Source organism: Lactococcus petauri, assembly GCF_002154895.1.
Classification (GTDB): Bacteria; Bacillota; Bacilli; order Lactobacillales; family Streptococcaceae; genus Lactococcus; species Lactococcus petauri.
In genome coordinates this window covers 471,227-495,425 of record NZ_MUIZ01000001.1, presented here as the reverse complement: position 1 = coordinate 495,425, position 24,199 = coordinate 471,227, and the positions used below count along the sequence as shown (strand labels likewise).

The following is a 24,199-nucleotide window of genomic DNA, read 5'->3' as shown; positions in this document are numbered from 1 at the left end:
TTTTATAAAGTTTGTATGTTGTGAAAATTCATAATTTGGTTGCTGATGCTTTCTAATACTCAATGCCTCTATCTTGCTAAAGCAAGAAGGAAATTGAATTATAAGGTATCGTCAACCATATTACACAACATATTTAGGAAATAAAGATAGGGGATTGTATGAAAAAACTGCTCGTTGCCAACCGTGGTGAAATTGCCATTCGTGTTTTTCGTGCCTGTAATGAACTGGGTTTGTCCACTGTAGCCATCTATGCAAAAGAAGATGAGTACTCGGTACACCGTTTCAAAGCAGACGAAGCATACTTAGTCGGACAAGGTAAAAAACCGATAGATGCTTACCTTGATGCGGATGATATTATTCGTATTGCTCTAGATGCAGGAGCGGATGCAATTCACCCGGGATATGGTTTACTTTCTGAAAACTTAGAATTTGCGACTAAGGTCCGTGAAGCTGGCTTAGTTTTTGTAGGGCCAGATTTAAAACATTTGGATATTTTTGGCGATAAAATTAAAGCTAAGAAAGCAGCGGATTTAGCGCAAATCCAAGGTATTCCAGGAACGGATGGAGCTGTCGATTTGGATGGGGCTCTTGCCTTTTCTGAAACCTATGGTTATCCTGTCATGATAAAAGCAGCTCTCGGTGGTGGTGGACGTGGAATGCGTGTTGCTCGCAATGACGAAGAGATGCGTGACGGTTATGCGCGTGCCAAGTCTGAAGCACAAACAGCTTTTGGTTCAGCAGAAATTTACGTTGAAAAATATATTGAAAATCCAAAACATATCGAAGTACAGATTTTGGGAGATACACATGGCAATATTGTTCATCTTCATGAGCGAGATTGTTCTGTGCAACGCCGTAATCAAAAAGTCATCGAAATTGCACCAGCTGTAGGCTTAGATCCAGAATTTAGAAATGAAATCTGTCAAGCAGCTGTCCAACTTTGCCAAGCTGTGGGTTATGTTAATGCAGGGACAGTTGAGTTTTTAGTTAAAGATAATCAATTTTACTTTATTGAAGTTAACCCACGGGTCCAAGTAGAACATACGATTACGGAGATGGTTACTGGTGTCGATATTGTTACAGCACAAATTCTTATTGCTCAAGGCAAGGATTTGCATCAAGATATCAAAATTCCTGCACAGGATGAAATTCCATGTCTAGGTGCAGCCATCCAGTGCCGTATCACGACTGAAGATCCCGAAAATAATTTCCTTCCAGATACAGGAAAAATTAACACATACCGCTCACCAGGCGGATTTGGTGTACGTCTAGATGTAGGTAATGCTTATGCAGGATATGAAGTGACGCCTTATTTCGACAGTCTTTTAGTCAAGGTTTGTACTCATGCGACAGATTTTGAAGAGGCGGTGCATAAGATGCAGCGTGTCTTACGTGAATTCCGCATTCGTGGGGTAAAAACGAATATCCCGTTTTTGGAAAATGTTATTGAGGACGAGCAGTTTACTAGTGGTCAAGCAACGACAACCTTTATTGACAATACACCACAACTCTTCAAGTTTTCTCGCAAACGTAATCGCGGTACAAAAATCTTGAAATATATTTCGAATATTACCGTGAATGGATTCCCAGGGATTGACAAAACAGAGAAGCGTTATTTTGAACCTGCTCGTCAACCTGAAATTGAGCTTCTCCAGAAAACAACAACAAAGAATATCCTTGATCAAGAAGGTGCTGCAGCCGTAGTAGACTTTGTTAAAGGTTCACATGAAGTTTTGCTCACAGATACAACTTTTCGTGATGCACACCAAAGTCTTTTAGCCACACGCTTGCGTCTACAAGATATGAAGGGGATTGCAACCTCTGTAGATCAAGGTCTTTCTGATCTATTCTCTGTAGAGATGTGGGGCGGGGCAACTTTCGATGTCGCCTACCGTTTCTTAAATGAATCACCTTGGTATCGCTTAAGAAAATTGCGTGACCAGATGCCCAATACACTTTTCCAAATGCTGTTCCGCGGCTCAAATGCAGTAGGTTATCAAAATTATCCTGATAATGTTATTCAGGAGTTTATTCAAAAAGCAGCAGCTGAGGGAATCGATGTTTTCCGTATTTTTGATAGTCTTAACTGGCTGCCGCAAATGGAAAAATCTATCCAAACTGTACGTGACACGGGTAAAATTGCTGAAGCAACGATTTGTTATACTGGCGATATCTTAGATAAAACACGTCAAAAATATGACTTGAAGTATTATAAAGACCTAGCTAAAGAATTGGAAGCTAGCGGTGCTCATATTCTTGCAATTAAGGATATGGCTGGTCTTCTGAAGCCACAAGCTGCCTATGTACTGATAACAGCACTGAAAGAAGCAGTTGATTTGCCGATTCATTTGCATACACATGATACGGCAGGTAATGGTATTATTACTTATTCGGGTGCGATTAAGGCAGGTGTAGATATCGTCGATGTGGCGACCGCATCACTTGCTGGTGGCACATCGCAGCCTTCTATGCAGTCACTTTATTATGCCTTGGAGCATGGTGGACGTCATGCGGCTTTGCATATTGCTAACGCGGAACAAATTGACCATTATTGGGAAGATACGCGTCGTTATTATGCGCCTTTTGAAGCTGGAATTACGAGCCCGCAAACAGAAGTTTACAGACATGAGATGCCAGGGGGACAATATACCAATCTTAAAGCACAATCTGCTGCAGTTGGCTTAGATGCTCGTTTTGATGAAGTCAAAGCTATGTATAGCAAAGTGAACATGATGTTTGGTGACATTATTAAAGTGACTCCAAGTTCGAAAGTTGTGGGTGACATGGCACTCTTTATGGTGCAAAATGATCTCACAGAAGAAGATGTTTATGCAAAAGGCGCAGAATTAAACTTCCCAGAGTCAGTTGTTTCCTTCTTCCAAGGAGATTTAGGTCAACCTGTAGGTGGTTTCCCAGAGAAACTTCAATCGCTGGTTCTCAAAGGTAAACAAGCGTTAACAGATCGTCCCGGTCTTCACGCGCCAGCCGTTGACTTTGCACAAGTGGAAAAGGAACTCTCAGACATATTAGGTTACCCAGCTGAAGAACATGAAGTTTTAAGCTACATTATGTACCCACAAGTCTTCTTGGATTATCAAAAAATGCAAGATGCTTTTGGCTCAGTAACCTTGCTTGATACGGAAACCTTCCTCCATGGTATGCGTATGGGTGAGCAAATTGAGGTGCAGATTGAGAAAGGTAAAACTCTGATTATTCGTCTTGATGAGATTGGTGAGCCAGATGTTTTAGGAAATCGTGTGCTCTTCTTTAACCTGAATGGTCAAAGACGTGAAATTAGTGTAAATGACCAATCGATCAAAACACAAATTGTTGCGAAGCGCAAGGCTGACAGCACCGATCCACAACAAATTGGTGCAACCATGCCGGGATCTGTTTTGGATATCCTAGTGAAAAAAGGAGATCAGGTCAAAAAAGGACAAGCACTGATGGTTACAGAAGCAATGAAGATGGAGACGACCATCGAAGCACCGTTTGATGCTATGATTGAAGAAATTCATGCCGTAGCAGGAGAAGCGATTCAGACGAAAGATCTTCTTATCGAACTACGTGAGCAATAAAAGAAAAACGTTCAACTCTTAGGTTGAACGTTTTTTTGTTTTACTTTACTTTAAGCTGTTGGCTTCCATGATTTCGTCAATGAAACCATAATCCAATGTTTCTTGGGCTGTCATCCAGTTGTCACGTTCTGCATCAGCATGTACTTTTTCAATAGACTGACCAGAGTTTTCGGCCAAAATCTTTTCTAAAGTACGACGTGTTTTGAGCAAGTGTTCTGCTGCGATAGCCATATCGGTTTGTTGTGTACCACCACCAGTACCGCCCATAGGTTGGTGGATCATGTATTCAGCATGCGGCAACATGAAACGTTTGCCTTTTGTACCACTAGAAGCAATGATTGTACCCATAGATGCAGCGATACCCATAACGATTGTTTGAACATCAGATTTGATGAAGTTCATAGTATCAACAATTGCAAGTCCAGCAGAAACAGAACCACCAGGTGTGTTAATGTAGAGGTAAATATCCTTTGTGCTGTCTTGGGCATCCAAGAAGAGGAGTTGTGCGATGATTGAGTTGGCCATACCATCCTCAACTTGGCCTGTCAACATGATGATACGGTCTTTCAGTAGACGGCTATAAATGTCATATGCGCGTTCACCACGGCTTGATTGCTCGATGACAGTAGGTACTAAATATCCCATAGATAAGTCTCCTTTTTCAATGTTTTATTCTATTATAAATCAAAGGTCAAAAAAGGTCAAAAAATAAGTATGATTAAAAAGGAGGAAATGAAGATATCTTTTCAAAAGTAAAATGTTTCAAAGAAAGGAACACTTTTATCTGTCGGAGTATATTATAATAGAGTCAAGGAGATAAAAAGATGAAAGTTGAACATATCGGAATTTGGGTAAGAGACTTAGGGAAGATGAGGCATTTTTATGAAACCTTTTTTTCTGCAAGGGCGGGTCAGCAATATCACAACTCTAAAACAGGCTTTACTTCATATTTTATGAGTTTTGAAGAAGGGGCACGTGTAGAGCTCATGCATCGTGCAGATATTGAAAAGATAATGCCTGAAGGTCTGGGTTTTGCTCATCTTGCTTTACAGGTGGGAGATGAAGCCGAGGTAGACAAGCGGGCTCAAGAATTTTTAGAACAAGGTTTTGAAGTTTTATCTGGACCACGGAGAACTGGCGATGGCTATTATGAAGCCGTTATTCTCGATCCTGAGGGAAATAAGATCGAAATAACAGCTTAGCTATATAAATTCTGGAGAAATGAGTTTTAAAACATTAGTCATTTTGTTATAATAATAGTATGAATTCAGAACTTATTATTTCTATGATTATTGCTATGATTGCGGGTGCTTGGCTTTTTATTGCGGGCATGTATATCTACAAACGTTTTGACGAAAATCGCTATAAGAAGCGCTTAGCCATTGAGAAACTCTTACGCGAAATTGAAGTCAGAAACACCTTGAATCAAAAAATTATCGAAATCTTGAACCGTCCGATTATTGGAGATGATGAAGAAATCGTTAATCCCCGTAGTGATGTAAAAGTGCCGTTTTACGACTATAATTTTTTGAAAAATTATACTTCAATGTATAATTTGTACATCCCCGCTTATTTCTTAAGTACTTTCTTTAAAAATCTATCCCACCATTTGGCTGTTTTCGAAGATGAACAAGATTTGAAAAATGGCGGCTATATTTTCAAAGAAGCACGTCCTATTTTTGAAAATTTTTCGGTCGAAATTACGGAAGATATTGAGAATAAGAAAAAAGAACTGGAAGAAGCAAAGAACATTTATCCATCTATGTTAAAACGCCAGTATTATAACATTTAAATACTTTTTTTAATCTGTCCAATAGGACAGATTTTTTTAGAATAAAAAGGGAAAGGGTCTTTTTTTTGTCTGTCAATTGTGCTATAATAGCAAATGCTAATACCGCTAGGTATTATAAATAAGATCATGGATTGTTCCATATTAATATAAAGGAGAGAGGGATGCTTACTATTTATACGGCCCCATCTTGTACGAGTTGTAAAAAAGCTAAAACTTGGCTTACTTATCACAATATTCCATTTCAAGAACGTAACCTCATTGGCGACCCACTTTCAGCAGAAGAAATTAGTCGTATTCTTGAAAAGTGTGATGATGGTGTGGAAGGGCTTATTTCTAGCCGTAATCGCTTTGTGAAGACCTTAGGCGTTGATTTTGAAGACTTGTCGCTTTCAGCAGCCATCAAAATCATTTCAGAAAATCCGCAAATCATGCGCCGTCCAATCATTATGGATGAAAAACGTCTACATGTGGGATACAACGAAGAAGAAATCCGTGCTTTTTTACCGCGTACAGTACGTATTTTAGAAAATGGCGGCGCTCGTTTGCGCAATGCCATATAAAAGCAAATGCAATTATTATAAACACCCCGAGCGGGTGTTTTTTGCTGCATGCTTTTAGTAAAGGAAAATTTTCTTTTTAAAATAGAGCGGTTTTTCTAAGATAAGATTTGCTTTATTTTGGGTTATAATAGAAGAATGGATATTTTTGACACGCACACACACCTCAATTCAGATGAATTTATTGGTAGAGAAAAGGAAATTATTACTCAGGCACATGAGCTAGGGGTTCATCGCATGAATATTGTCGGAGTGGAACGTAAAACAAATGATTGGGCGATAAAGCTTGCTACAGAACATGAAGAATGCTATGCTACGATTGGTTGGCATCCAGATGAATGTGGAAGCTTTGATCAAGCTGCAGAGCAGTATCTGCTGGAAAATTTGCAAAAAAATAAGGTGCTTGCAGTGGGCGAAATTGGCTTAGATTATCATTGGATGGTCGAATCAAAAGAACTGCAAGAACAAAGTTTTCGGCGCCAAATTCAAATTTCAAAAGAAGCAGATGTTCCTTTTGTGGTACACACACGTGATGCTTTAGCTGATACTTATGAAATTATAAAGTCTGAAGGCGTTGGCTCTCGTGGAGGAATCATGCACAGCTTTTCTGGTACCTATGAAGAGGCCCGACAGTTTCTGGAGCTTGGTCTAATGCTTTCTTTCTCAGGTGTTGTGACATTTAAAAAGGCTCTTGATGTCCAAGAAGCAGCTACAAAGCTTCCTTTAGATCGCATACTTGTGGAAACTGATGCCCCTTATCTTTCACCAATGCCTTATCGCGGTAAGGAAAATCAGCCAGGCTACACACGTTATACAGCAGAGAAAATTGCGGAACTTCGTGGACTTAGCTTGGAAGAAGTGGCTGAGCAAACCTATGCAAATGCACTGAAAGTTTTTGGTTTGACCTCATGAAAGAAAAAATCGAAAAAGTTATCGTCGTTGAAGGGCGAGATGACACAAGAAACCTGAAGCGCTTTTATGATCTGGATACCTATGAAACTGGTGGAAGTAGTATAGACGCGACTGATATCGAGCGGTTAAAGGTCCTCCAAGAGAAACGAGGGCTTGTTGTTTTTACTGATCCAGATTTTCAAGGGGAACGCATCCGTAAGATTATTATGCAAGCTATTCCTGAGGCGCAGCATGCCTTTTTGAAACGTGAAGAAGCACGACCTAAAGGTAAAGGTTCTCTCGGAGTAGAACATGCCAAGTATGAAGATTTGCAAAAAGCTTTGGGACACTTGACAGGAGGCGCGAATATCGAGCCGACTGTGGTTCAAGCAGATCTTATTAACTTTGGTCTTGTCCTCCGCTCTGATAGTCGCCAACGTCGGGAATATCTCTGTGAAGAACTCCGCATAGGTTATGCTAATGGCAAGCAAATCCTCAAAAGACTTAACATGTTTGGGATTGAGCTTCAACAAATAGAAGAAATAATGAAGGGCTATAAATGAAAAAAGCACTTGAAATAAAAAACTTAAGAAAAGTATATGATTCCGGTACGGAAGCCTTAAAAGGTATTGATTTAGCAGTTGAAGAAGGAGATTTTTATGCCTTGCTTGGTCCTAATGGGGCAGGGAAATCAACTACTATCGGTATTATTACTTCACTCGTGAATAAAACGTCTGGAACAGTTAAAGTCTTTGACTATGATATTGATAAAAATCTAGTGCAGGCTAAGCAACAACTCGGACTTGTGCCCCAAGAGTTTAACTTTAATCAGTTTGAAACGGTTCAACAAATCTTAGTCAATCAAGCCGGATACTATGGTGTACCTCGTAAGGAAGCGCTCAAACGCTCAGAAAAATATCTCACACAGTTGGAACTTTGGGAAAAGCGTAATGATCGTGCAGGACGTCTTTCTGGTGGGATGAAACGTCGTTTGATGATTGCACGTGCCTTGATGCATGAGCCTAAGCTCTTGATTTTGGATGAGCCAACAGCGGGTGTTGATATTGATGTTCGCCGCTCAATGTGGGAATTTCTCGCACAACTCAATGCTTCAGGTACAACAATTATTCTGACGACACACTATTTGGAAGAAGCAGAAATGCTTTGCCGAAATATTGGAATTATCCAATCTGGACAAGTAATTGAAGATACAAGTATGAAAAACTTACTATCGAAATTACAGTCGGAAACATTTATTCTCGATATTAAAGCGGAAGGGCAAGCACCAGAGCTCATTGGATATGAGATGAAATTGGTGGATTCCCAGACTTTGGAGCTTAAGATTGAACGCAACCAGGGCATCAATGCTGCTTTTGAGCAACTAACTGCACAAGGTGTTCAGGTCCTCTCCATGCGCAATAAATCAAACCGTCTAGAAGAGCTTTTTGTTAAGCTTACCCATGAAGAGGAGGGAAAAAATGTTTAAACTCTACTGGACTGCAGGAAAATCTCTTGCTATCAAGGAAGTCACACGTTTTATGCGTATTTGGGTGCAAACTCTTGTGCCACCAGTGATTACGACCACACTTTATTTTATTATCTTTGGTAAAATGATCGGTTCACGAATCGGTGATATGCATGGTTTTTCTTATATGCAATTTATCGTGCCCGGACTTATCATGATGTCTGTTATTACTAGCTCTTATGCGAACGTTTCTTCGAGTTTCTTTTCGCAAAAATTTCAAAAAAATATTGAAGAATTACTCGTCGCTCCAGTGCCTACACATGTGATTATTTTAGGCTTTGTGGCCGGCGGAAGTCTTCGAGGTATTTTCGTTGGGACGTTAGTGACTATCATTTCGTTGCTTTTTGTTCCTTTAGTTGTGAAGTCTTGGCTCGTAATTGTTGTAACTCTGTTGTTGACGGCTTTCCTCTTTTCCTTGGCTGGGCTTCTTAATGGTGTCTTTGCGCGTTCTTTTGATGATGTTTCGATCGTGCCAACATTTGTCTTACAACCTTTGACTTATCTCGGTGGTGTCTTCTATGCTATCTCTATGTTACCCCCAATTTGGCAGGACATTTCGAAAGTCAACCCGATCGTATATATGATTTCAGGTTTCCGTTATGGCTTTTTAGGTGTGCAAGATGTTGCCCTGTGGATTAGCTTGCTTGTGCTACTTGGTTTTGTCATTGCTCTCTATGCCGTTTGCTATTACTTTATTGAACGTGGTCGTGGTTTGAGATCTTGAAAGTAAGATAAAGAAAGTTAGAATAAAAAAGCGAAAACCGATTGGTTTTCGCTTTTTTTATTCTTCTTCGAAAGGCTTTCGTCCTTGATGTAAAGTTATAGGAAGTTTATAAGAGTTTTCGACTGTTTCTCCTTGGATTTTACGAATAACTAAGTCGACTAAAAGCTCCGCCAAATCTGTAATGGGTTGCTTCACTGTCGTCAAGTCTGGATGATATTCCCTGATAAACTCTGTGCCGTCAAAGCCAATGATACTTATATCTTTGTTCATTGCCGCCGCTAGATTTTTCACAAGAAGTGCTGTTAAGTCATCTGTGCAGAAAATCCCGTCAAAGTCAGATTTTTTTAAAATTCTCTTGATTTCTTCTTTTTTATTCAGAAAAGTTAAACTTGTTGGGATTTTAATCACATGAGGTTCTAAGTCATGCTTTTTCATCACAGAGAGATAGCCTTCACGTCTGAGGCGCGTGGGCGAATTAGTATTGTCACTGCCGGTAAAAATAGCAATTTTTTTGTTCCCGTTTTTTATCAAAGTTTCTGTTGCTAAACGACCGCCTTGCAAATTATCTGAACTAACGATAGTAGTTTGTGCAGTGAGGATGCGGTCAAAAGATACGATAGGTGCGTGGATTGCAGTATAATCGTTAGTACTTAAATTATGACTTCCATAAATGATGCCATCCACTTGGTTAGAAAGGAGTAAAGTTAAATAATCTCTTTCTTTCCTTTCGTCGTGCTCAGTTGTTGCCAGCATGGCTTTATAGCCTCTTCGAAAGAGTGCCTGTTCAATTTTTTCGATTAATTCTGCATAGAATACATTCTGGATATTAGGAAAAACGAGACCAATTAATTTTAAAGATTTCCCTTGTAAAGAGCGGGCTGCAGCATTTGGGACATAATGTAAGTCACGCATTGCGGCCTCAACCTTAGCAATAGTTGTGTCGCTTAAGTACCCTTTGTTATTAATCACACGCGAAGCGGTTGTCAAACTTACACCCGCTTTTTTTGCAACATCTTCAAGTTTAACCACTAATTCAGTTCCCACATTTTAATATTTATCGGTTTTTCACTTTGTATAAAATACTGTTCTTTGTTAGGAAATACACGCCCCGATAAGACTTTCTCTCCATCATTAATAAAAATTTCAAAAATAGATTTATCTATAAATAGATTAACTTTTTCTATTTTAACATTTACTGTCCTTTTTTCATAATTTCTTTTAACCGTGAAACAATCATTTTCCTTGTCAATGTGTATTTCCAGTGCACTTTCATGAGAAGCGTTTGCCATGATATTCAAATGGTGTGATTCTTCAGACTTGAGGTCAATTTCCATTTCAAAAGCATTATGTGTAGGAATAAGCTCTTCTTTGAGTAAAAACTCTTTTTCTTTCTTGCGTAAATTTTTCATTTCATCTACAGGAGTTTGATAAAGCTTTCCGTCTTTAATACTTAGTTTTTTGACCATAGACAAGGCGCCTTGCACGCCAAACTGATCTGTCGGATAAGTTGTATCTGGTAAACCTAACCAAGAAATAGCATAAGCAGAGCCGTCAGGAGCATTAAAAGCCTGTGTGGCATAACAGTCAAAGCCATAATCAAGATTTTCTATCCTATTGTCGCCCATTAACCGGACTTCTTTATCAACAGAAAAAGAATCGGCAATAAGATAGGTATTGGGGTAAATATTGCCATAAGAGCAGATTGATTGATCCAAGCCTTGGGGGCAGAAGATGAGGACCGGTGTGTTATTTATAAAGATAAGATTGGGACATTCGATCATATAGCCCATCTTTTCTGAAGTAAAATTCAAAAATCCTAAGTCTTCCCAAGCTGTTAATTGCTCATTTTTAGAGCGATAAATCTTTATTTTTCCTTCTTCGGCGACAGATTGTGCACCAATCAGCATATAGTGTTTCTTTTGGTGTTGAAAAATTTGTGGATCTCGAAAGTGATCAGTTGTTTCTGAGAAATTGGGATAGATTATAGGCTCTGGCAACTTTTCTAGCTGATTTTCTTTATCCAACTTAGCGCCAAGTTGATAAGGTATGCGTGTCCAATCCTCTTTACGATGATTTCCTGTGTACATGATAAAAAGTGCATCATCAAGAGGAAAAGCAGAACCAGAAAAAGCACCAGCGTTCTCAAATTTCGTATCAGGGTAGAGAATGAGTCCTGATTTTTCAAAGTGCACCAAATCTGTAGAAGTCAAGTGTACCCATGACTTCAAACCATGCACAGCGCCAAATGGAAAATGTTGGTAAAAGAGATGCCATTTGCCATTAAAAAATGAAAAACCATTGGGGTCATTGAGAAGACCGGTTTCTGGCTCAATATGAAAAGTTGAGTGCCAAGGGGATTGAGCAACACGTTCGCGTAAGGTCTTTAATTCATCCTCAGAATAGCTTTCATAAGCACGGTATCGTTCAGTGGTAGTCCATGTCATTTCTTGTATTTCCTTATCGTCATATTTTATTTTTATGATAAACGTTTTTCATGTAAAAGTCAATTTATAAACTTGATTATTTTAAGTAATGTTTTATTTTATGTTAAACGCTTGACATATTTTTTGTAAAGTGATTAAATGTGTTATGTAAGCGACACCAAAATAAATTTTAGGAGAAAACTATGAACCACAAACAAGTTGCTGAACGGATTATTTTTGCTGTGGGAGAAGAGAATATTCAAGCAGCGGCACATTGCGCAACCCGCTTGCGCCTTGTACTGAAAGACAGCTCATTGATTCATCAAGAAGCCTTAGACAATGACCCAGATCTCAAAGGAACTTTTGAGACGGCGGGACAATATCAAATCATTGTGGGACCTGGTGATGTCAATAAAGTCTATAAGGAATTTGTCAAACTTACAGGAGTAAAAGAGGCGTCGACAGCTGATTTAAAAGAGATTGTAAACAGCCAAAACAAACCAAATCCTGTGATGGCATTAGTCAAACTTCTTTCAGATATCTTTGTTCCTTTGATTCCCGCTCTTGTTGCAGGTGGTTTATTGATGGCACTCAATAACGCTCTTACCGCTGAGAATCTTTTTGCAGCAAAATCAGTTGTTGAAATGTTTCCATCTTGGAAAGGATTTGCAGACATTGTCAATGCTATGAGTGCAGCACCATTTGCCTTTATGCCTGTTCTTATAGGATTTTCGGCTACCAAACGTTTCGGAGGAAATCCCTATCTTGGTGCGGTTATCGGGATGATTATGGTGATGCCATCGCTTGTCAATGGTTATGCGGTGGCCACAGCTATTGCAAACAATGAAATGACCTACTGGAATATATTTGGTTTAAATGTTGCTCAGGCAGGTTATCAAGGTCAAGTACTTCCTGTTATTGGGGTATCTTTTGTCCTTGCAAAGCTGGAAAACTTTTTCCATAAACATTTGAACAACGCAGTTGACTTCACTTTCACACCATTGCTTTCGGTAATTATTACAGGATTTCTCACTTTTACCATAATTGGTCCTGCACTTCGTTTTGTATCAAATGGTTTAACAGATGGCTTGGTTGGCCTTTATGACACCTTAGGTGCCTTAGGAATGTTCATATTTGGCGGTTTCTACTCACTGATTGTTTTGACAGGTTTACACCAAAGCTTTTCAGCAATTGAAACCATGCTTATCACTAACTATCAGCATTCGGGTATTGGTGGGGATTTTATTTTTCCGGTTGCAGCTGCAGCCAATATGGCACAAGCAGGTGCAACCTTCGCGATCTTCTTCCTGACAAAAAATATTAAAACAAAGGCGCTCGCAGCTCCAGCTGGTTTTTCCGCCCTTTTAGGGATAACTGAGCCTGCCCTCTTTGGGGTCAACCTAAAACTTAAATATCCATTCTTTATTGCACTTGGTGCTTCCGCTGTTGGTTCATTATTTATGGGGCTTTTCCATGTGCTGGGTGTAAGCTTAGGCTCTGCCGGTTTGATTGGGTTTATCTCCATTAAAGCAGGCTACAATCTGCAGTTTATGTTCGCTATTTTGATTAGCTTTATCCTTGCATTCATTGTTACTTTGATTTACGGACGACAAGTTGAAAACAAAAAAATTGAGAAGCCCACTTCTGAAATGCAAGATATAGAAAACTCTGAAAAGGAAGCAATTTTCGTACCAATCAATGGCACAGCTTTTCCACTCTCGCAGGTCAATGATCCTGTCTTCTCCACAGAAAAAATGGGCAAAGGTGTCGCTATCCAACCTGCAGATGATCATGTCTTTGCGCCAGCAGATGGAGAAATTGTGATTGCTTACGAAACGGGTCATGCCTATGGTATGAAAACCGAAAGTGGAGCAGAAATCTTGATTCACATTGGTATTGATACGGTCACGATGAAGGGAAAAGGCTTTAGCCAAAATGTGAAGGCAGGCCAAAAAGTTAAAAAAGGTGACTTGCTTGGAACATTTAACAGGAAGGCTATCAAGGAAGCTGGGTTAGAGGATATGGTAATGATGATGATTACAAATTCGTCTGACTATAACGATGTTTTAGTATTAAAGCAACATGTAAAAGTAGTAAAACAGGAAAAAATTCTTTCATTAATTTGAAGAAAAGGAGTAGAAGTTGACAATGTATTATGGATCTATAGAAGCTGGTGGGACAAAGTTTGTGCTCGCCGTTGCGGATGAGCAGTTCGAGCTTGTAGATAAAATTAGAATATCTACCACAACACCCGAGGAAACAATTGCTGCTACCGTCGATTATTTTAAATCAAAAAATGTTGCGGCAATTGGCTTAGGATCGTTTGGTCCTATCGATATTAACAGTAAAAGTAAAACTTACGGTTTTATTACTTCAACACCGAAGGCAGGTTGGGCAAATACGGATTTGGTTGGGCTTTTAGAAGAGGCACTTCATGTTCCTATAGCTTTTACTACTGACGTAAATGCATCGGCTTATGGTGAAATGATGAATACTGCTCTTGAAAATCTAGTCTACTTTACTATTGGTACAGGGATTGGCGGTGGCGCTATTCAAGGCGGTCACTTTATTGGTGCTACAAGCCATGCTGAAATGGGCCATCAAATGGTTAAACGCCATCCAAACGATCTTTATTTTAAAGGTATTTGTCCGTTTCATGGTGATTGTTTGGAAGGACTGGCTTCAGGTCCAAGTCTTGAAGCCAGAACAGGGATTTCGGGTGAAGAACTTCCTGCAGACAGTCCTGAGTGGGAAATCTTGGCCTACTATATCGCGCAAGGCGTGCTTAATGCAACTTTAACATTAGCACCTGATGCTATTATACTAGGCGGTGGGATTATGGAGCAGCCCAATATGCTCGCACATGTTCAAAAAGAATTTGTGAAACTTCTGAATCATTACGTTGCTCTCCCATGTCCGATAGATGAATATTTGCGACTGCCGAGTGTTTCGGAAAATGGCTCCGCAACCCTTGGGAACTTTGCTTTAGGTAAAGCAGCCTTAGAGCTTGTGGAGTGAGATGTTGGGCTTTCTCTAAATAGTATTCGTGGCTCACAAGCTAAAGTTAAGATGAAAAAGTATGTTTAGCTTAAAAATAAAAAAACGGAAATTCTTTGATAATGGATTATAGAACGAGAAGGAGAGACGGCGTCTCTCTTTTTAGCATTCTTTTCTTGGGAATTACTTTGAATTCACTAAGAAAAATATTACAATAGTATTATATAAAAATTAATAATATTACGCAGTGTAAATAAAGATTTGACGAGGTAGAGCTAATGACCTATAATCAGACAGACAGACAGACAGACAGACAGACAGACAGACAGACAGACAGACAGACAGACAGCGGTAGCTTTCCGCCTTTTTCGCTATGCACTTAAAAACGTTCTGGATATTAGGGCGTTTTTGTCTTGTCTGTTGTCCAACAACAACTCAAAAAATCTTAAAGTGAGGAGTGACTTATGAGCCCAGAAAAGAAACGCAAACTGCGTAATATCGCACTTTTAGCACTCTTAGGCTTAATCGGAGGGACATTTGCCTTCGCAGCCTTTAACCAACAGGCCATCAACGACCGCTTAAGGGAAAATCGTGCGGATTACGGTGGTCGGGTACACGATTACTTCAACAGTGACAGTGGAAACAAAGATGTCTTTATCGAGAACTTCGGTCAAGAGCCCATCATTGTAAGGTTGAAGTTATCGGAATTCATGGCGATTCAAGAACGTGGGAGTGACGATTGGAAGCCAGTGGTACCGGGAACTGAGCGTGAGAACTTGGAGAGCTGGACGACTTATATCCCCGAAGAAAACAATGTTTCACGGCGTAGAAGTATAGAGGGTATCCCTTCGGCTGCCTTTAATGATTATTCCAACTTAAACTTTGGTTGGACACGTGGTGGCGAAGATCCACCTTGGTATCTGCCAACCTTTAATACCGTCTACGACGATCCCGTCACAGCCGCTGCTGGTCATGCCCGTGACCTGAGCTATGTAAGAGATGGGGAAGTCTACCCTCGAGCGACACATCCTGGCGATGGTAAAGATGGTTACTGGTCTCAAGGTGAAACCTATACCAACTCTGGCCAATGGCCGGGCGCAGAGGTTACACGGGAGACAGCGCAAAACCTCGAACAATCTAGAGCACCAATGACCTTGAATGAGTGGCAGAGACTTCCGTGGGAGTCTGGGGAGAAGGTTGGCAATTACTGGGTCATGGATGAAGCGACAGGCTGGGCTTACTATGCCTTTGCCCTCCACCCTGGGGAAGCCACATCTTATCTCTTGGATGCGGCTCAAATGACACCAGAAGCTCACGAGTTTCCAGGTTCTTATTACTACGGCATTCATGTGACCAGTGAGTTGATTGGTGCAGGTAAAATGGAAGATATGTGGGAGCATGAGGGGCCACGTTTCTCTGATGAAGACGACGCTTCAGCTGATTTGGAACTCTTCCTTTCACTTGTTAGAACGACCGCCTTCAATAATCCTAATAACAACATCGAGGACTTTATGCTTGACCATTTATTTGATCGCATTCAGCCTGGGCAACGCTTCACGACTGTTGGGGAACCATTCCTTTATCTTGGACCAGTTGCCGGGGAAGAGCAGGACGGACATATGATTCTCAGCATACATACGATCTTGGGAATTCCATGGAATTCCCAAGATCTTGCATTAGAAAATTATTGGAATCTCAACTTACCTCTCCAATTAAAAGAACGGGTTCTACCTGTAGTAATCCCTGAGCAAGATGCTGTACCGGGTGTGAGGGATGCTGATTTGGAGTGGGGAACATTTCCTGGTTGGCGCCCGACTAATCTGGGGAATTGGCCCGATGTCGCAAATGATTTGACAAATATTAATTCAGCAGGAGAGCCACAAGTTTTTGCGCTTTCGATGGCGGATGTGATGCGCTTTTCACCAACTTTCCCGGATAGGCCGCTCATGCTTGCCACGGCTTTCCCAACTTTCCAAAGCCGTGTGGCTGGGGCTGACGATAACGAATGGTGGTTTACACGTACACCTGCGGATGAAAATACAGCTTGGGTGATAGACAATGGCGGGCGTGGTTTTCTAGGAGGCTTTGCGGCCTACCAACGTGCTTTCGGTGGTCAGACAGGTGGCGTGCGCCCAGCCTTCATCATTCGGGCAGGGAATGTTTCTGAGTAAGAAGGTGAGATACAATAAACTTCGCAAGCTCAGTCATTTGTGAGCTTCATATAAAAAGAAATCTCCAACAAGAGGAGAGAAAATCAAGGGAGCGAAAGCTCTCTTTTTTGGTTATCACTCTAATATAGTTTTGGATTTGGCTAAACATAAGAAAAACCAGTATTATAACAAGCGCTAGTTTTTCTTATATTTTTGCCAAGGACTTGATGCGCCCCCCCATCGGCTACATCAAGCAGATAATCAATAGAAGAATGCAACTCTATTGAAAGAACCATCAGTTTATCAAGGTTGGGTTCTACTATGCTATTTGCCCAACTGGAAACTTTGAAAGAGCCAATGATTGCGTTCGGTATAGAAAAGCACAGTTATTACAAGGAAGAAGTCTGTCCATTGGACAGATGTACCTGTAGGTACGAAGGTTAATCTAGAGTTGGGACATTAATTCTGCTATAATAAAGCTATGATAACTTCAAATATAGATCGTATCTCAAATGTCATTCGCACACAGGATATTCTTCGTCGGCATGACTTTAACTTTAAGAAAAAATTTGGTCAAAACTTTTTGACGGACCATAATATTTTGACAAAAATTACGGCAACTGCTGAACTTTCAGAACAAGTAAACGTGATTGAGATTGGACCAGGTATTGGTTCACTCACGCAGTATTTACTTGAAGAGGCAGCAGAAGTAATGGCTTTTGAAATTGACAAAACTTTGATTCCAATTTTGGAAGAAACTTTGGCGCCGTATGATAACTTTCAACTTGTAAATGCTGATGTTTTGAAAGTTGATATGCGTGAGCACATCAAGAATTTCAAAAATCCTGACTTGCCTATAAAAGTCGTAGCAAATCTTCCTTATTACATTACAACACCAATTCTCATGCACTTGATTGAATCTAAGATTCCCTTTACTGAGTTTGTAGTGATGATGCAAAAAGAGGTTGCGGATCGTATTGCAGCTAAACCAAGCACAAAGGCTTACGGCTCGCTTTCGATAGCGGTGCAATATTATATGGAAGCACAAGTCGCTTTCACTGTGCCGCGCACAGTTTTTGTTCCAGCGCCTAATGTAGATTCAGCTATATTGAAGATGACACGCCGCGAGCAGCCTTTGGTTGCTGTGAAGGATGAAGATTTCTTCTTTAAAACCATGCACTCAACCTTTGTTCACCGTCGTAAAACTTTAATGAACAACTTACAATCTGCTTTTGGCAAGGAGAAAAAACCAGAAATAACTGAACTTTTGGCCCAGGCGGATATTTCGCCTACCATTCGTGCCGAAGCACTTTCAATACCAGAATTCGCACGATTAGCCGATGCTCTACTTCCTCTCAAAGAAGGAGAATAAATGGATAAGCTGTCAAAAATTTTTCAAGCCATAAAAGAAGATCCGCAAAATACTTTGTATACTGCACAAGGTATTGCCCCGCTCTACTCCGTACACCATGAAGCAAAAATCCTTATTGTAGGTCAAGCACCAGGAATTCGAGCACAGGAGAGTCGTCTTTTTTGGAATGATCCTTCCGGGGATCGTCTTCGTGAATGGCTAGGGATTTCTTATGAAGAATTTTACAGCTCATCTAAGCTCGCCATCTTGCCTATGGACTTTTACTTTCCAGGTAAAGGAAAATCGGGTGATTTACCGCCCCGTAAAGGCTTTGCGGAAAAATGGCATCCTTTATTGATTAAAGAAATGCCGCAGTTGGAGCTTATTGTCCTCATTGGTTCTTACGCGATTCCTTACTATCTTAATGTGCCGAAGAAAACACGTATTACTGATGTTGTACGTGATTTTGAGAATTATCTACCGGAATATTTTCCACTTGTGCATCCTTCACCACGTAATAATATTTGGTTACGGAAAAATCCATGGTTTGAGGCACAGGTCTTGCCGGAGTTAAAAATAAGAGTAAAAAATCTCCTTGCTTGAAGCAAGGAGGTTTAGTTTTGTTTAAGGAATTGCTAATATAATGCATATAAATAAAGGAAAGCGCTCTCCAACGGTGAATAGGTGAGCGCTTATTTTTTTATTTAATTTCAAAAGACATGGTAACATGTTCGATTCCAGCTTCGGTAAAGGTTTTGCCTTGCGCTTGAAAGCCGAATTTTTCATAGAGGCCTTTGGCGCTAAGTTGTGCATGCAAAGTTAAAAGTGTAATTCCTGCTTGATTGCAAAAATCAAGAAGACTTTGTAAGAGGACATTTGCATAACCTTTGCCACGTTCCTCTTTTAGAACGGCCATTCGTTGGATCACAGCATGTTTCTTATCTTCGCTATCCACCAAAAGACGAACAGTCGCTAAGGCTTTACCATCCTCGTAACCTACAAAGTGCACGGAATGTGCCTCATCAATAGGACTGCCAACTTCTAAATCAAAAGGAACACCTTGCTCCTTTACAAAAACCGTATTACGAATACGTAATGCATCACAGTATATTTCCGACATGGTGTCACGGGTTTGCTTGATTTGCATAAATTTCCTCCCGAAATCTTGAATTTGCGTAAAAATCTTATTTCAATTATAATATAAATAGCTTTAAAAAAAAAGAAAGGGCTTCGTTTGCCCTTATTAGTAGGATATTATGTTTAAAAACAGTAAATTATTTTTTTGGACAGTAGAAATTTTAGCAGCGACCCTGCTTATTTTTATGCTCATGCAACTGGAATTTCTCTTCCAACCGGTCAAAACTCTTTTGGCCCTGCTCTTTATTCCCTTCATCATCGCGGGTTTTCTTTACTACATCTTCAAACCTGTAGTGACTTATATGGAAACCCGTTGGAAAATTAAACGTTTCTTTGCGATTTTGATTGTTTTGATTACTTTGCTTGGACTTGTGGTTTGGAGTATTGCATCCATCATCCCTAATGTCGTTTCGCAGTTAAGTAGCTTGATTGATGCCAGTACGAAAGCATTTCCTGAGTTTCGTCATTGGATTGAATCTTTACAAAATGATCCACGATTTGCTCACATTTACCGTCAGCTGGACATTAATGGCATGATTAGTAATATTAATTTATCTTATACTGATATTCTGAATAATTTGCTTAAAAATTTAACGGACAGTGTTGGAAGCATCGTAAGTATCATTTCCTCTGTGGTTATGGTTGCTATCTTAGTTCCTATCCTACTTTACTATATGCTAAAAGATGGTGAAAAATTACTTCCTTCTTTAAAACGTACAATTTTTCGTGAAGATCCACTTGGTTTTGTTGAGCTCCTCGAGAAGATGAATGCGACAATTTCTCGTTATATTTCGGGCGTGGCTTTGGACTCGCTTTTGGTTTTCATCTTTGTCTTTGTAGGTTACATGTTGTTCGGCATTCCTTACGCCTTCTTGTTTGCCAGCTTTTCGGCTATTACCAACTTAATTCCTTATGCAGGACCCTATATCGGAGTTTTGCCGGTAATTTTTACTTTGGCATTTACTCAACCTTGGACAGCCGTACTCGCTGTCGCTTATGTTTTAATCCTACAACAGATTGACGGGAACCTTGTTTATCCTAAAATCGTTGGGAATGCTGTGCGCGTTCACCCTGTGACGGTTATGGTTTTGATGTTGGTTTCAGGAAGTTTATATGGGATTCTAGGTATGATTATTGCCGTACCTGTCTACTCATTAGTTAAAGAAATTGTGAAGTTCCTTGCTGGCTTATGGCATAATCATCGTGAGCAAGAAAAGAAAAAAATATTTCAAAACGATTAAACTATGATATAATAGTTTTCATATTACTAAAAAATAGGAGTAAAAATGGCACACCCTGACCCCGAGAGCACCTCGATAATTTTACAGATTTTATTACTTGTTTTTCTTACTGCTTTGAATGCATTCTTCTCAGCAAGTGAGATGGCCCTCGTTTCTCTATCGCGATCGCGTGTAGAGCAAAAGGCGAGTGAAGGCGATGAGCAGTATCAATATTTGCTTAGTGTAATCGATAATCCGACACACTTCCTGTCCACCGTTCAAGTTGGGATTACCTTCTTGAATATCGTAGCGGGGGCAAGTTTGGCTGATACATTAGCTGCACAGCTGGCACCGTTGTTTGGTGATACAAGCTTTGCCCAAACCTTAAGTAAAATCATTATCTTGGTTATTTTGACTTTCTTTACGATTGTATTTGGTGAGCTTTTCCCTAAACGTATCGCTCAGGCTCTTAAAGAAAAAGCAGCTTTGAAAATGGTTCGTCCCTTGATGGCGATTGGTGTAGTTTTAAAACCTTTCATTTGGTTGTTGACCATTACGATTAATGGGCTGGCAAGAATTTTCCCAATCAAGTTTGACAGCAGTGATGATGACATGACACGTGATGAGATTGAGTATCTCGTGCACACGGATGAAACGGCCTTAGATGATTCTGAACGTGAAATGATTACAGGTGTTTTCAGTCTTGATGAACTTGTAGCACGTGAAATTATGGTTCCACGTACGGATGCCTTCATGATTGATATCAATGATGATCCGCGTGAAAATATTGAGAAAATGCTCAGCGAGTCATACTCTCGTGTGCCTGTTTATGATGATGATAAAGACAACATCTTAGGGATTATTCACACCAAACGTATCTTAGCTCGAGGCTTTGCTGACGGTTTTGATAACATTGATTTCCGTGAGATGTTGCAAGAACCCCTCTTTGTTCCTGAAACAGTCTTTGTGGATGACTTGATGCTCCAGATGCGTAATACCCAAAATCAAATGGCTATTTTGCTGAATGAATATGGGGGCGTTGAAGGTATCGTCACACTTGAAGATTTGATTGAAGAAATCGTCGGAGAGATTGAAGACGAAACGGATATTGCAGAAGCAGAAGTTCATAAGATCGGTGAGAACATGTATGTGGTTCAAGGTAAAATGACCATCAATGACTTTAATGACGAGTTTGGCACACATTTGGTCAACAAGGATGTAGACACAATGGCCGGTTTCTTCCTTTCAGAAACAGGACAAATTCCAGAAAAAGGTCAACAAGTGATGTGTAAGATTGACAACTTAGAAGATCATTTCTCACTCACAAGTCTGGAAGTAGATGGAAATCGTATATTAAAACTTCGTGTGGAGTTTGATGTAGAGCTTCCTGAATAAAAGTAAAAGATAGATTAAAATTAATCTATCTTTTTATTTTACTGTCCTGACTTTCTGAAAAAAACTATGATAAAATGTAAAAGAAATGAAGATATAGAACAGAGGAGGGAATATGAAAAGAAAAGAACATTTGGCTATTGTTATAGCTATTTTTATTGCAACATTTATGACATCTGTTGAGGTTACGATTGTGACCACAGCTATGCCAACCATTATTTCTCAGTTGAAAGGACTAGAACTCCAAAGCTGGGTATTTGCTATTTATTTACTTATTTCGGCTATTGCAACACCAATCTATGGAAAACTTGCGGATAATCTGGGGCGAAAAAATATTTTTATCTTTGGACTTGTCTCTTTTGTGATTGGTTCGATACTTTGTGGTATTGCCCCCAACATGCTGTTCCTCATTATTTTTCGAGCGATTCAAGGTATCGGTGCAGGAGCTGTGATGCCTTTAACCTTCACAATTATTGCTGATTTATTTGATTTTGAAGAGCGTGCAAAAATTATGGCGTTGAATAATACAGCTTGGGCGATTTCGGCTTTAGTAGGCCCGTTGCTTGGCGGATGGATTGTTGATACGTTGGGTTGGCACTGGGTTTTCTTCATTAATGTGCCCTTGGGATTGATCACACTTTTACTTACAATTTTTGGTTATAAGGATGTACATGAAAAAACAGCAAAACAACCGATGGACTGGTCAGGTATTGTCTCTCTATCTGTACTTTTAGTTTCATTATTACTGATGTTTCAAGAAATGTCAGCTTCCACAATCAATTGGCTATTAGAAGTTGTGCTCCTCTTCTTGATTGTTGCGGCCAGCATCATTTTTATTCGTACAGAGAAAAAAGCAGTCGATCCTTTATTTAATTTAGAAATGTTTAAAACAAGGACTTTCAGTATTCAGATTATTATTTCAATGCTTTTAAGTGGCTGCTTGATTGCTTTCAATATTTATTTTCCTATTTGGCTACAAGCCATTTATCGCGTTCCAGCCTTTGTTGCAGGTCTTGCATTAACACCTACATCATTGTTTTGGATGGTAACCAGTTTCTTTGTTGGTTTTCTTTTACGACGTTTTGCGCCGAAGAGACTTTATGCCGTTTTAGTGGGTATTCTTATCCTGGTCTACATTCCCTTAGTTCTTTCAAGTGTTGCTTTCCCAATTGAAGGTTTTTACATTATTTCAGCTTTCACAGGAAGTGTGATGGGGGTTATACTTTCAACAACGACACTTTTGGCACAAAAAATGGTTCCTGCTGAAATGGTTGGTCAAGCAAGTTCTCTCGTTGTGCTAGGGCGAACTTTGGGTCAAGCAATGATGACCGGGATATTGGGGCTAGCTTTTTCCTTAGGTATTAATGCGGGGCTCAGTAAATTTCCAGAAGTCAGCTTTAAGAATGTCAACGAATTTATTAGTACATCTTCCAACGTAGTCGTTCCCGAGAAAATTCATGGTCAATTAGAACAAATCGTTCTTGGAGCTTTGCATAATGTTTTCTTCTTGGCCTTGCTTCTCTGCGTGATTACTTTTGTGGTTAACCTGTTTGATGATGGAAAATTAAGAGCCTAGAAAAGGATTTGATAATAAGAGAGATTTGAGGTATGATAAAAGCATACTGAAGAAGAGGAAAAGCTTATGACTGATACATATATTGAAGAAGCCAAAAAAGTAACCGGCCTGATTCACTCTACCGAATCCTTTGGATCTGTAGATGGTCCAGGAGTACGTTTCATTGTTTTTATGCAAGGTTGTCAAATGCGCTGCAAATATTGTCATAACCCAGATACTTGGGCGTTGAAAAACGAAAAAGCAACGACACGTACGGTAGAAGATGTGATGGACGAAGCACTTCGTTTCCGTGGTTTTTGGGGCGAAAAAGGAGGTATCACTGTATCTGGTGGGGAAGCCATGTTGCAAATTGACTTCGTCATCGCTCTTTTCCAATACGCTAAAAGTTTGGGTATCCATACCACATTAGACACTTCAGCACGGCCATTTAGAACGGATGAATATATCACCTCTCGTATTGATGAACTTCTTGAAGTCACAGATCTTGTCTTGCTGGACTTGAAAGAAATTGATTCAAAACGTCACAAGGCCTTGACGGGACACCCTAATGAAAATATTTTAGCATTTGCCCGCTACCTTTCTGACAAGGGGCAAGCCATGTGGATCCGTCACGTGCTTGTACCAGGTGAAACGGATATTGATGAAGATTTAGAAAAGCTAGGGGAATTTGTTAAAACCTTGGATAATGTTCTGAAATTTGAAATCTTACCTTATCATACGATGGGGGAATTCAAATGGCGCGAACTAGGCTGGAAATATCCACTTGCTGGTGTTAAACCGCCGACAAAAGAACGTGTGTCCAATGCAAAATCAATCATGGGTACAGAAACTTATCAAGAATATTTAGAGAGAATTAGATAAAACTTGAAGGCCGCATTTGGCTTTC

Annotated in this window: 21 protein-coding genes; 17 read left to right on the top strand and 4 right to left on the bottom strand. The window is 39.9% G+C overall.

The genetic code is table 11. The annotated features are described in order from the left end of the window. Nucleotides 1–158 precede the first annotated feature (158 nt). Entirely contained in the window at nucleotides 159–3,578 is a 3,420-nt protein-coding gene (locus BZZ03_RS02500; protein WP_086582344.1) for a pyruvate carboxylase, read from the top strand. Between the two features lie 45 nt (nucleotides 3,579–3,623). Here BZZ03_RS02500 and BZZ03_RS02495 read toward each other — a convergent pair whose 3' ends face one another. Further along, a complete protein-coding gene (locus BZZ03_RS02495) occupies nucleotides 3,624–4,223 on the bottom strand; it encodes an ATP-dependent Clp protease proteolytic subunit (protein ID WP_086582340.1) in 600 nt (199 codons plus the stop codon). A gap of 179 nt (nucleotides 4,224–4,402) precedes the next feature. On the opposite strand from BZZ03_RS02495, the gene BZZ03_RS02490 reads away from it, so the two are divergent. The 7 genes from BZZ03_RS02490 to BZZ03_RS02460 all read left to right on the top strand — a co-directional run bounded on the left by BZZ03_RS02490 (nucleotide 4,403) and on the right by BZZ03_RS02460 (nucleotide 9,067). Next, the gene (locus BZZ03_RS02490) at nucleotides 4,403–4,780 is read left to right on the top strand and encodes a VOC family protein (protein WP_019292659.1); all 378 of its coding nucleotides are present in this window, start codon (nucleotides 4,403–4,405) and stop codon (nucleotides 4,778–4,780) included. Nucleotides 4,781–4,839: 59 nt separating this feature from the next. After that, complete coding sequence (locus BZZ03_RS02485; protein ID WP_019292658.1) at nucleotides 4,840–5,370, top strand: hypothetical protein; 531 nt, start codon at nucleotides 4,840–4,842, stop codon at nucleotides 5,368–5,370. 161 nt (nucleotides 5,371–5,531) lie between these two features. After that, entirely contained in the window at nucleotides 5,532–5,930 is a 399-nt protein-coding gene (gene spx, locus BZZ03_RS02480; protein WP_003134024.1) for a transcriptional regulator Spx, read from the top strand. A gap of 135 nt (nucleotides 5,931–6,065) precedes the next feature. Next, nucleotides 6,066–6,839 (top strand): TatD family hydrolase, encoded by a 774-nt coding sequence (locus tag BZZ03_RS02475; RefSeq protein ID WP_086582338.1) that lies wholly within the window; start codon nucleotides 6,066–6,068, stop codon nucleotides 6,837–6,839. Beyond that, the gene (gene rnmV, locus BZZ03_RS02470; protein ID WP_019292656.1) at nucleotides 6,836–7,381 is read left to right on the top strand and encodes a ribonuclease M5; all 546 of its coding nucleotides are present in this window, start codon (nucleotides 6,836–6,838) and stop codon (nucleotides 7,379–7,381) included. The genes BZZ03_RS02475 and rnmV overlap by 4 nt, the downstream gene beginning before the upstream one ends. Continuing rightward, a complete protein-coding gene (locus BZZ03_RS02465; protein ID WP_061413638.1) occupies nucleotides 7,378–8,304 on the top strand; it encodes an ABC transporter ATP-binding protein in 927 nt (308 codons plus the stop codon). Before rnmV ends, BZZ03_RS02465 begins: the two co-directional genes overlap by 4 nt. Further along, nucleotides 8,297–9,067, top strand: coding sequence for an ABC transporter permease (locus BZZ03_RS02460; protein ID WP_086582336.1), 771 nt, complete (start codon nucleotides 8,297–8,299; stop codon nucleotides 9,065–9,067). The genes BZZ03_RS02465 and BZZ03_RS02460 overlap by 8 nt, the downstream gene beginning before the upstream one ends. Nucleotides 9,068–9,124: 57 nt before the next feature. On the opposite strand, the gene BZZ03_RS02455 is transcribed toward BZZ03_RS02460, so the two are convergent. Beyond that, nucleotides 9,125–10,096 carry a LacI family DNA-binding transcriptional regulator gene (locus BZZ03_RS02455; protein WP_019292431.1) on the bottom strand — a complete coding sequence of 324 codons (972 nt, stop codon included), beginning with the start codon at nucleotides 10,094–10,096 and terminating at the stop codon, nucleotides 9,125–9,127. After that, nucleotides 10,096–11,511: a sucrose-6-phosphate hydrolase gene (locus BZZ03_RS02450; protein ID WP_086582334.1), complete on the bottom strand. Its 1,416-nt coding sequence runs from the start codon at nucleotides 11,509–11,511 to the stop codon at nucleotides 10,096–10,098. The genes BZZ03_RS02455 and BZZ03_RS02450 overlap by 1 nt, the downstream gene beginning before the upstream one ends. Nucleotides 11,512–11,693: 182 nt before the next feature. Here BZZ03_RS02450 and BZZ03_RS02445 point away from each other — a divergent pair, with 182 nt between their 5' ends. From BZZ03_RS02445 to BZZ03_RS02425, 5 genes are all read left to right on the top strand, one after another. Beyond that, entirely contained in the window at nucleotides 11,694–13,616 is a 1,923-nt protein-coding gene (locus tag BZZ03_RS02445) for a sucrose-specific PTS transporter subunit IIBC (RefSeq protein WP_086582332.1), read from the top strand. 16 nt (nucleotides 13,617–13,632) lie between these two features. After that, nucleotides 13,633–14,508 carry a fructokinase ScrK gene (gene scrK, locus BZZ03_RS02440; RefSeq protein WP_195916718.1) on the top strand — a complete coding sequence of 292 codons (876 nt, stop codon included), beginning with the start codon at nucleotides 13,633–13,635 and terminating at the stop codon, nucleotides 14,506–14,508. Between the two features lie 443 nt (nucleotides 14,509–14,951). Beyond that, nucleotides 14,952–16,658 carry a hypothetical protein gene (locus tag BZZ03_RS02435; protein WP_086582328.1) on the top strand — a complete coding sequence of 569 codons (1,707 nt, stop codon included), beginning with the start codon at nucleotides 14,952–14,954 and terminating at the stop codon, nucleotides 16,656–16,658. Nucleotides 16,659–17,118: 460 nt separating this feature from the next. Continuing rightward, nucleotides 17,119–18,009, top strand: coding sequence for a 16S rRNA (adenine(1518)-N(6)/adenine(1519)-N(6))-dimethyltransferase RsmA (rsmA, locus tag BZZ03_RS02430; RefSeq protein WP_086582326.1), 891 nt, complete (start codon nucleotides 17,119–17,121; stop codon nucleotides 18,007–18,009). Further along, nucleotides 18,010–18,591 carry a uracil-DNA glycosylase family protein gene (locus tag BZZ03_RS02425; RefSeq protein ID WP_019292426.1) on the top strand — a complete coding sequence of 194 codons (582 nt, stop codon included), beginning with the start codon at nucleotides 18,010–18,012 and terminating at the stop codon, nucleotides 18,589–18,591. Nucleotides 18,592–18,688: 97 nt separating this feature from the next. On the opposite strand, the gene BZZ03_RS02420 is transcribed toward BZZ03_RS02425, so the two are convergent. Continuing rightward, nucleotides 18,689–19,135 (bottom strand): GNAT family N-acetyltransferase, encoded by a 447-nt coding sequence (locus BZZ03_RS02420; RefSeq protein ID WP_086582324.1) that lies wholly within the window; start codon nucleotides 19,133–19,135, stop codon nucleotides 18,689–18,691. Between the two features lie 109 nt (nucleotides 19,136–19,244). On the opposite strand from BZZ03_RS02420, the gene BZZ03_RS02415 reads away from it, so the two are divergent. From BZZ03_RS02415 to pflA, 4 genes are all read left to right on the top strand, one after another. Then, on the top strand, nucleotides 19,245–20,366 hold the full coding sequence (locus tag BZZ03_RS02415; protein ID WP_019292424.1) for an AI-2E family transporter: 1,122 nt from the start codon (nucleotides 19,245–19,247) through the stop codon (nucleotides 20,364–20,366). Nucleotides 20,367–20,411: 45 nt separating this feature from the next. Continuing rightward, a complete protein-coding gene (locus tag BZZ03_RS02410; RefSeq protein ID WP_004259258.1) occupies nucleotides 20,412–21,740 on the top strand; it encodes a hemolysin family protein in 1,329 nt (442 codons plus the stop codon). 112 nt (nucleotides 21,741–21,852) lie between these two features. Further along, nucleotides 21,853–23,313, top strand: coding sequence for a DHA2 family efflux MFS transporter permease subunit (locus BZZ03_RS02405; protein ID WP_086582322.1), 1,461 nt, complete (start codon nucleotides 21,853–21,855; stop codon nucleotides 23,311–23,313). Between the two features lie 66 nt (nucleotides 23,314–23,379). Next, the gene (gene pflA, locus BZZ03_RS02400) at nucleotides 23,380–24,174 is read left to right on the top strand and encodes a pyruvate formate-lyase-activating protein (RefSeq protein ID WP_086582319.1); all 795 of its coding nucleotides are present in this window, start codon (nucleotides 23,380–23,382) and stop codon (nucleotides 24,172–24,174) included. The last annotated feature ends 25 nt before the right edge of the window (nucleotides 24,175–24,199 follow it).

What these genes read in the sequence shown, in the direction of transcription:
- BZZ03_RS02500 (WP_086582344.1), top strand. Translation starts at nt 159, where the DNA reads ATGAAAAAACTGCTCGTTGCCAACCGTGGTGAAATTGCCATTCGTGTT.
- BZZ03_RS02425 (WP_019292426.1), top strand. Translation starts at nt 18,010, where the DNA reads ATGGATAAGCTGTCAAAAATTTTTCAAGCCATAAAAGAAGATCCGCAA.
- BZZ03_RS02460 (WP_086582336.1), top strand. Translation starts at nt 8,297, where the DNA reads ATGTTTAAACTCTACTGGACTGCAGGAAAATCTCTTGCTATCAAGGAA.
- BZZ03_RS02490 (WP_019292659.1), top strand. Translation starts at nt 4,403, where the DNA reads ATGAAAGTTGAACATATCGGAATTTGGGTAAGAGACTTAGGGAAGATG.
- BZZ03_RS02435 (WP_086582328.1), top strand. Translation starts at nt 14,952, where the DNA reads ATGAGCCCAGAAAAGAAACGCAAACTGCGTAATATCGCACTTTTAGCA.
- BZZ03_RS02405 (WP_086582322.1), top strand. Translation starts at nt 21,853, where the DNA reads ATGAAAAGAAAAGAACATTTGGCTATTGTTATAGCTATTTTTATTGCA.
- BZZ03_RS02485 (WP_019292658.1), top strand. Translation starts at nt 4,840, where the DNA reads ATGAATTCAGAACTTATTATTTCTATGATTATTGCTATGATTGCGGGT.
- BZZ03_RS02465 (WP_061413638.1), top strand. Translation starts at nt 7,378, where the DNA reads ATGAAAAAAGCACTTGAAATAAAAAACTTAAGAAAAGTATATGATTCC.
- BZZ03_RS02445 (WP_086582332.1), top strand. Translation starts at nt 11,694, where the DNA reads ATGAACCACAAACAAGTTGCTGAACGGATTATTTTTGCTGTGGGAGAA.
- rsmA (WP_086582326.1), top strand. Translation starts at nt 17,119, where the DNA reads ATGATAACTTCAAATATAGATCGTATCTCAAATGTCATTCGCACACAG.
- BZZ03_RS02450 (WP_086582334.1), bottom strand. Translation starts at nt 11,511, where the DNA reads ATGACATGGACTACCACTGAACGATACCGTGCTTATGAAAGCTATTCT.
- BZZ03_RS02410 (WP_004259258.1), top strand. Translation starts at nt 20,412, where the DNA reads ATGGCACACCCTGACCCCGAGAGCACCTCGATAATTTTACAGATTTTA.
- BZZ03_RS02495 (WP_086582340.1), bottom strand. Translation starts at nt 4,223, where the DNA reads ATGGGATATTTAGTACCTACTGTCATCGAGCAATCAAGCCGTGGTGAA.
- pflA (WP_086582319.1), top strand. Translation starts at nt 23,380, where the DNA reads ATGACTGATACATATATTGAAGAAGCCAAAAAAGTAACCGGCCTGATT.
- spx (WP_003134024.1), top strand. Translation starts at nt 5,532, where the DNA reads ATGCTTACTATTTATACGGCCCCATCTTGTACGAGTTGTAAAAAAGCT.
- BZZ03_RS02415 (WP_019292424.1), top strand. Translation starts at nt 19,245, where the DNA reads ATGTTTAAAAACAGTAAATTATTTTTTTGGACAGTAGAAATTTTAGCA.
- rnmV (WP_019292656.1), top strand. Translation starts at nt 6,836, where the DNA reads ATGAAAGAAAAAATCGAAAAAGTTATCGTCGTTGAAGGGCGAGATGAC.
- BZZ03_RS02420 (WP_086582324.1), bottom strand. Translation starts at nt 19,135, where the DNA reads ATGCAAATCAAGCAAACCCGTGACACCATGTCGGAAATATACTGTGAT.
- BZZ03_RS02475 (WP_086582338.1), top strand. Translation starts at nt 6,066, where the DNA reads ATGGATATTTTTGACACGCACACACACCTCAATTCAGATGAATTTATT.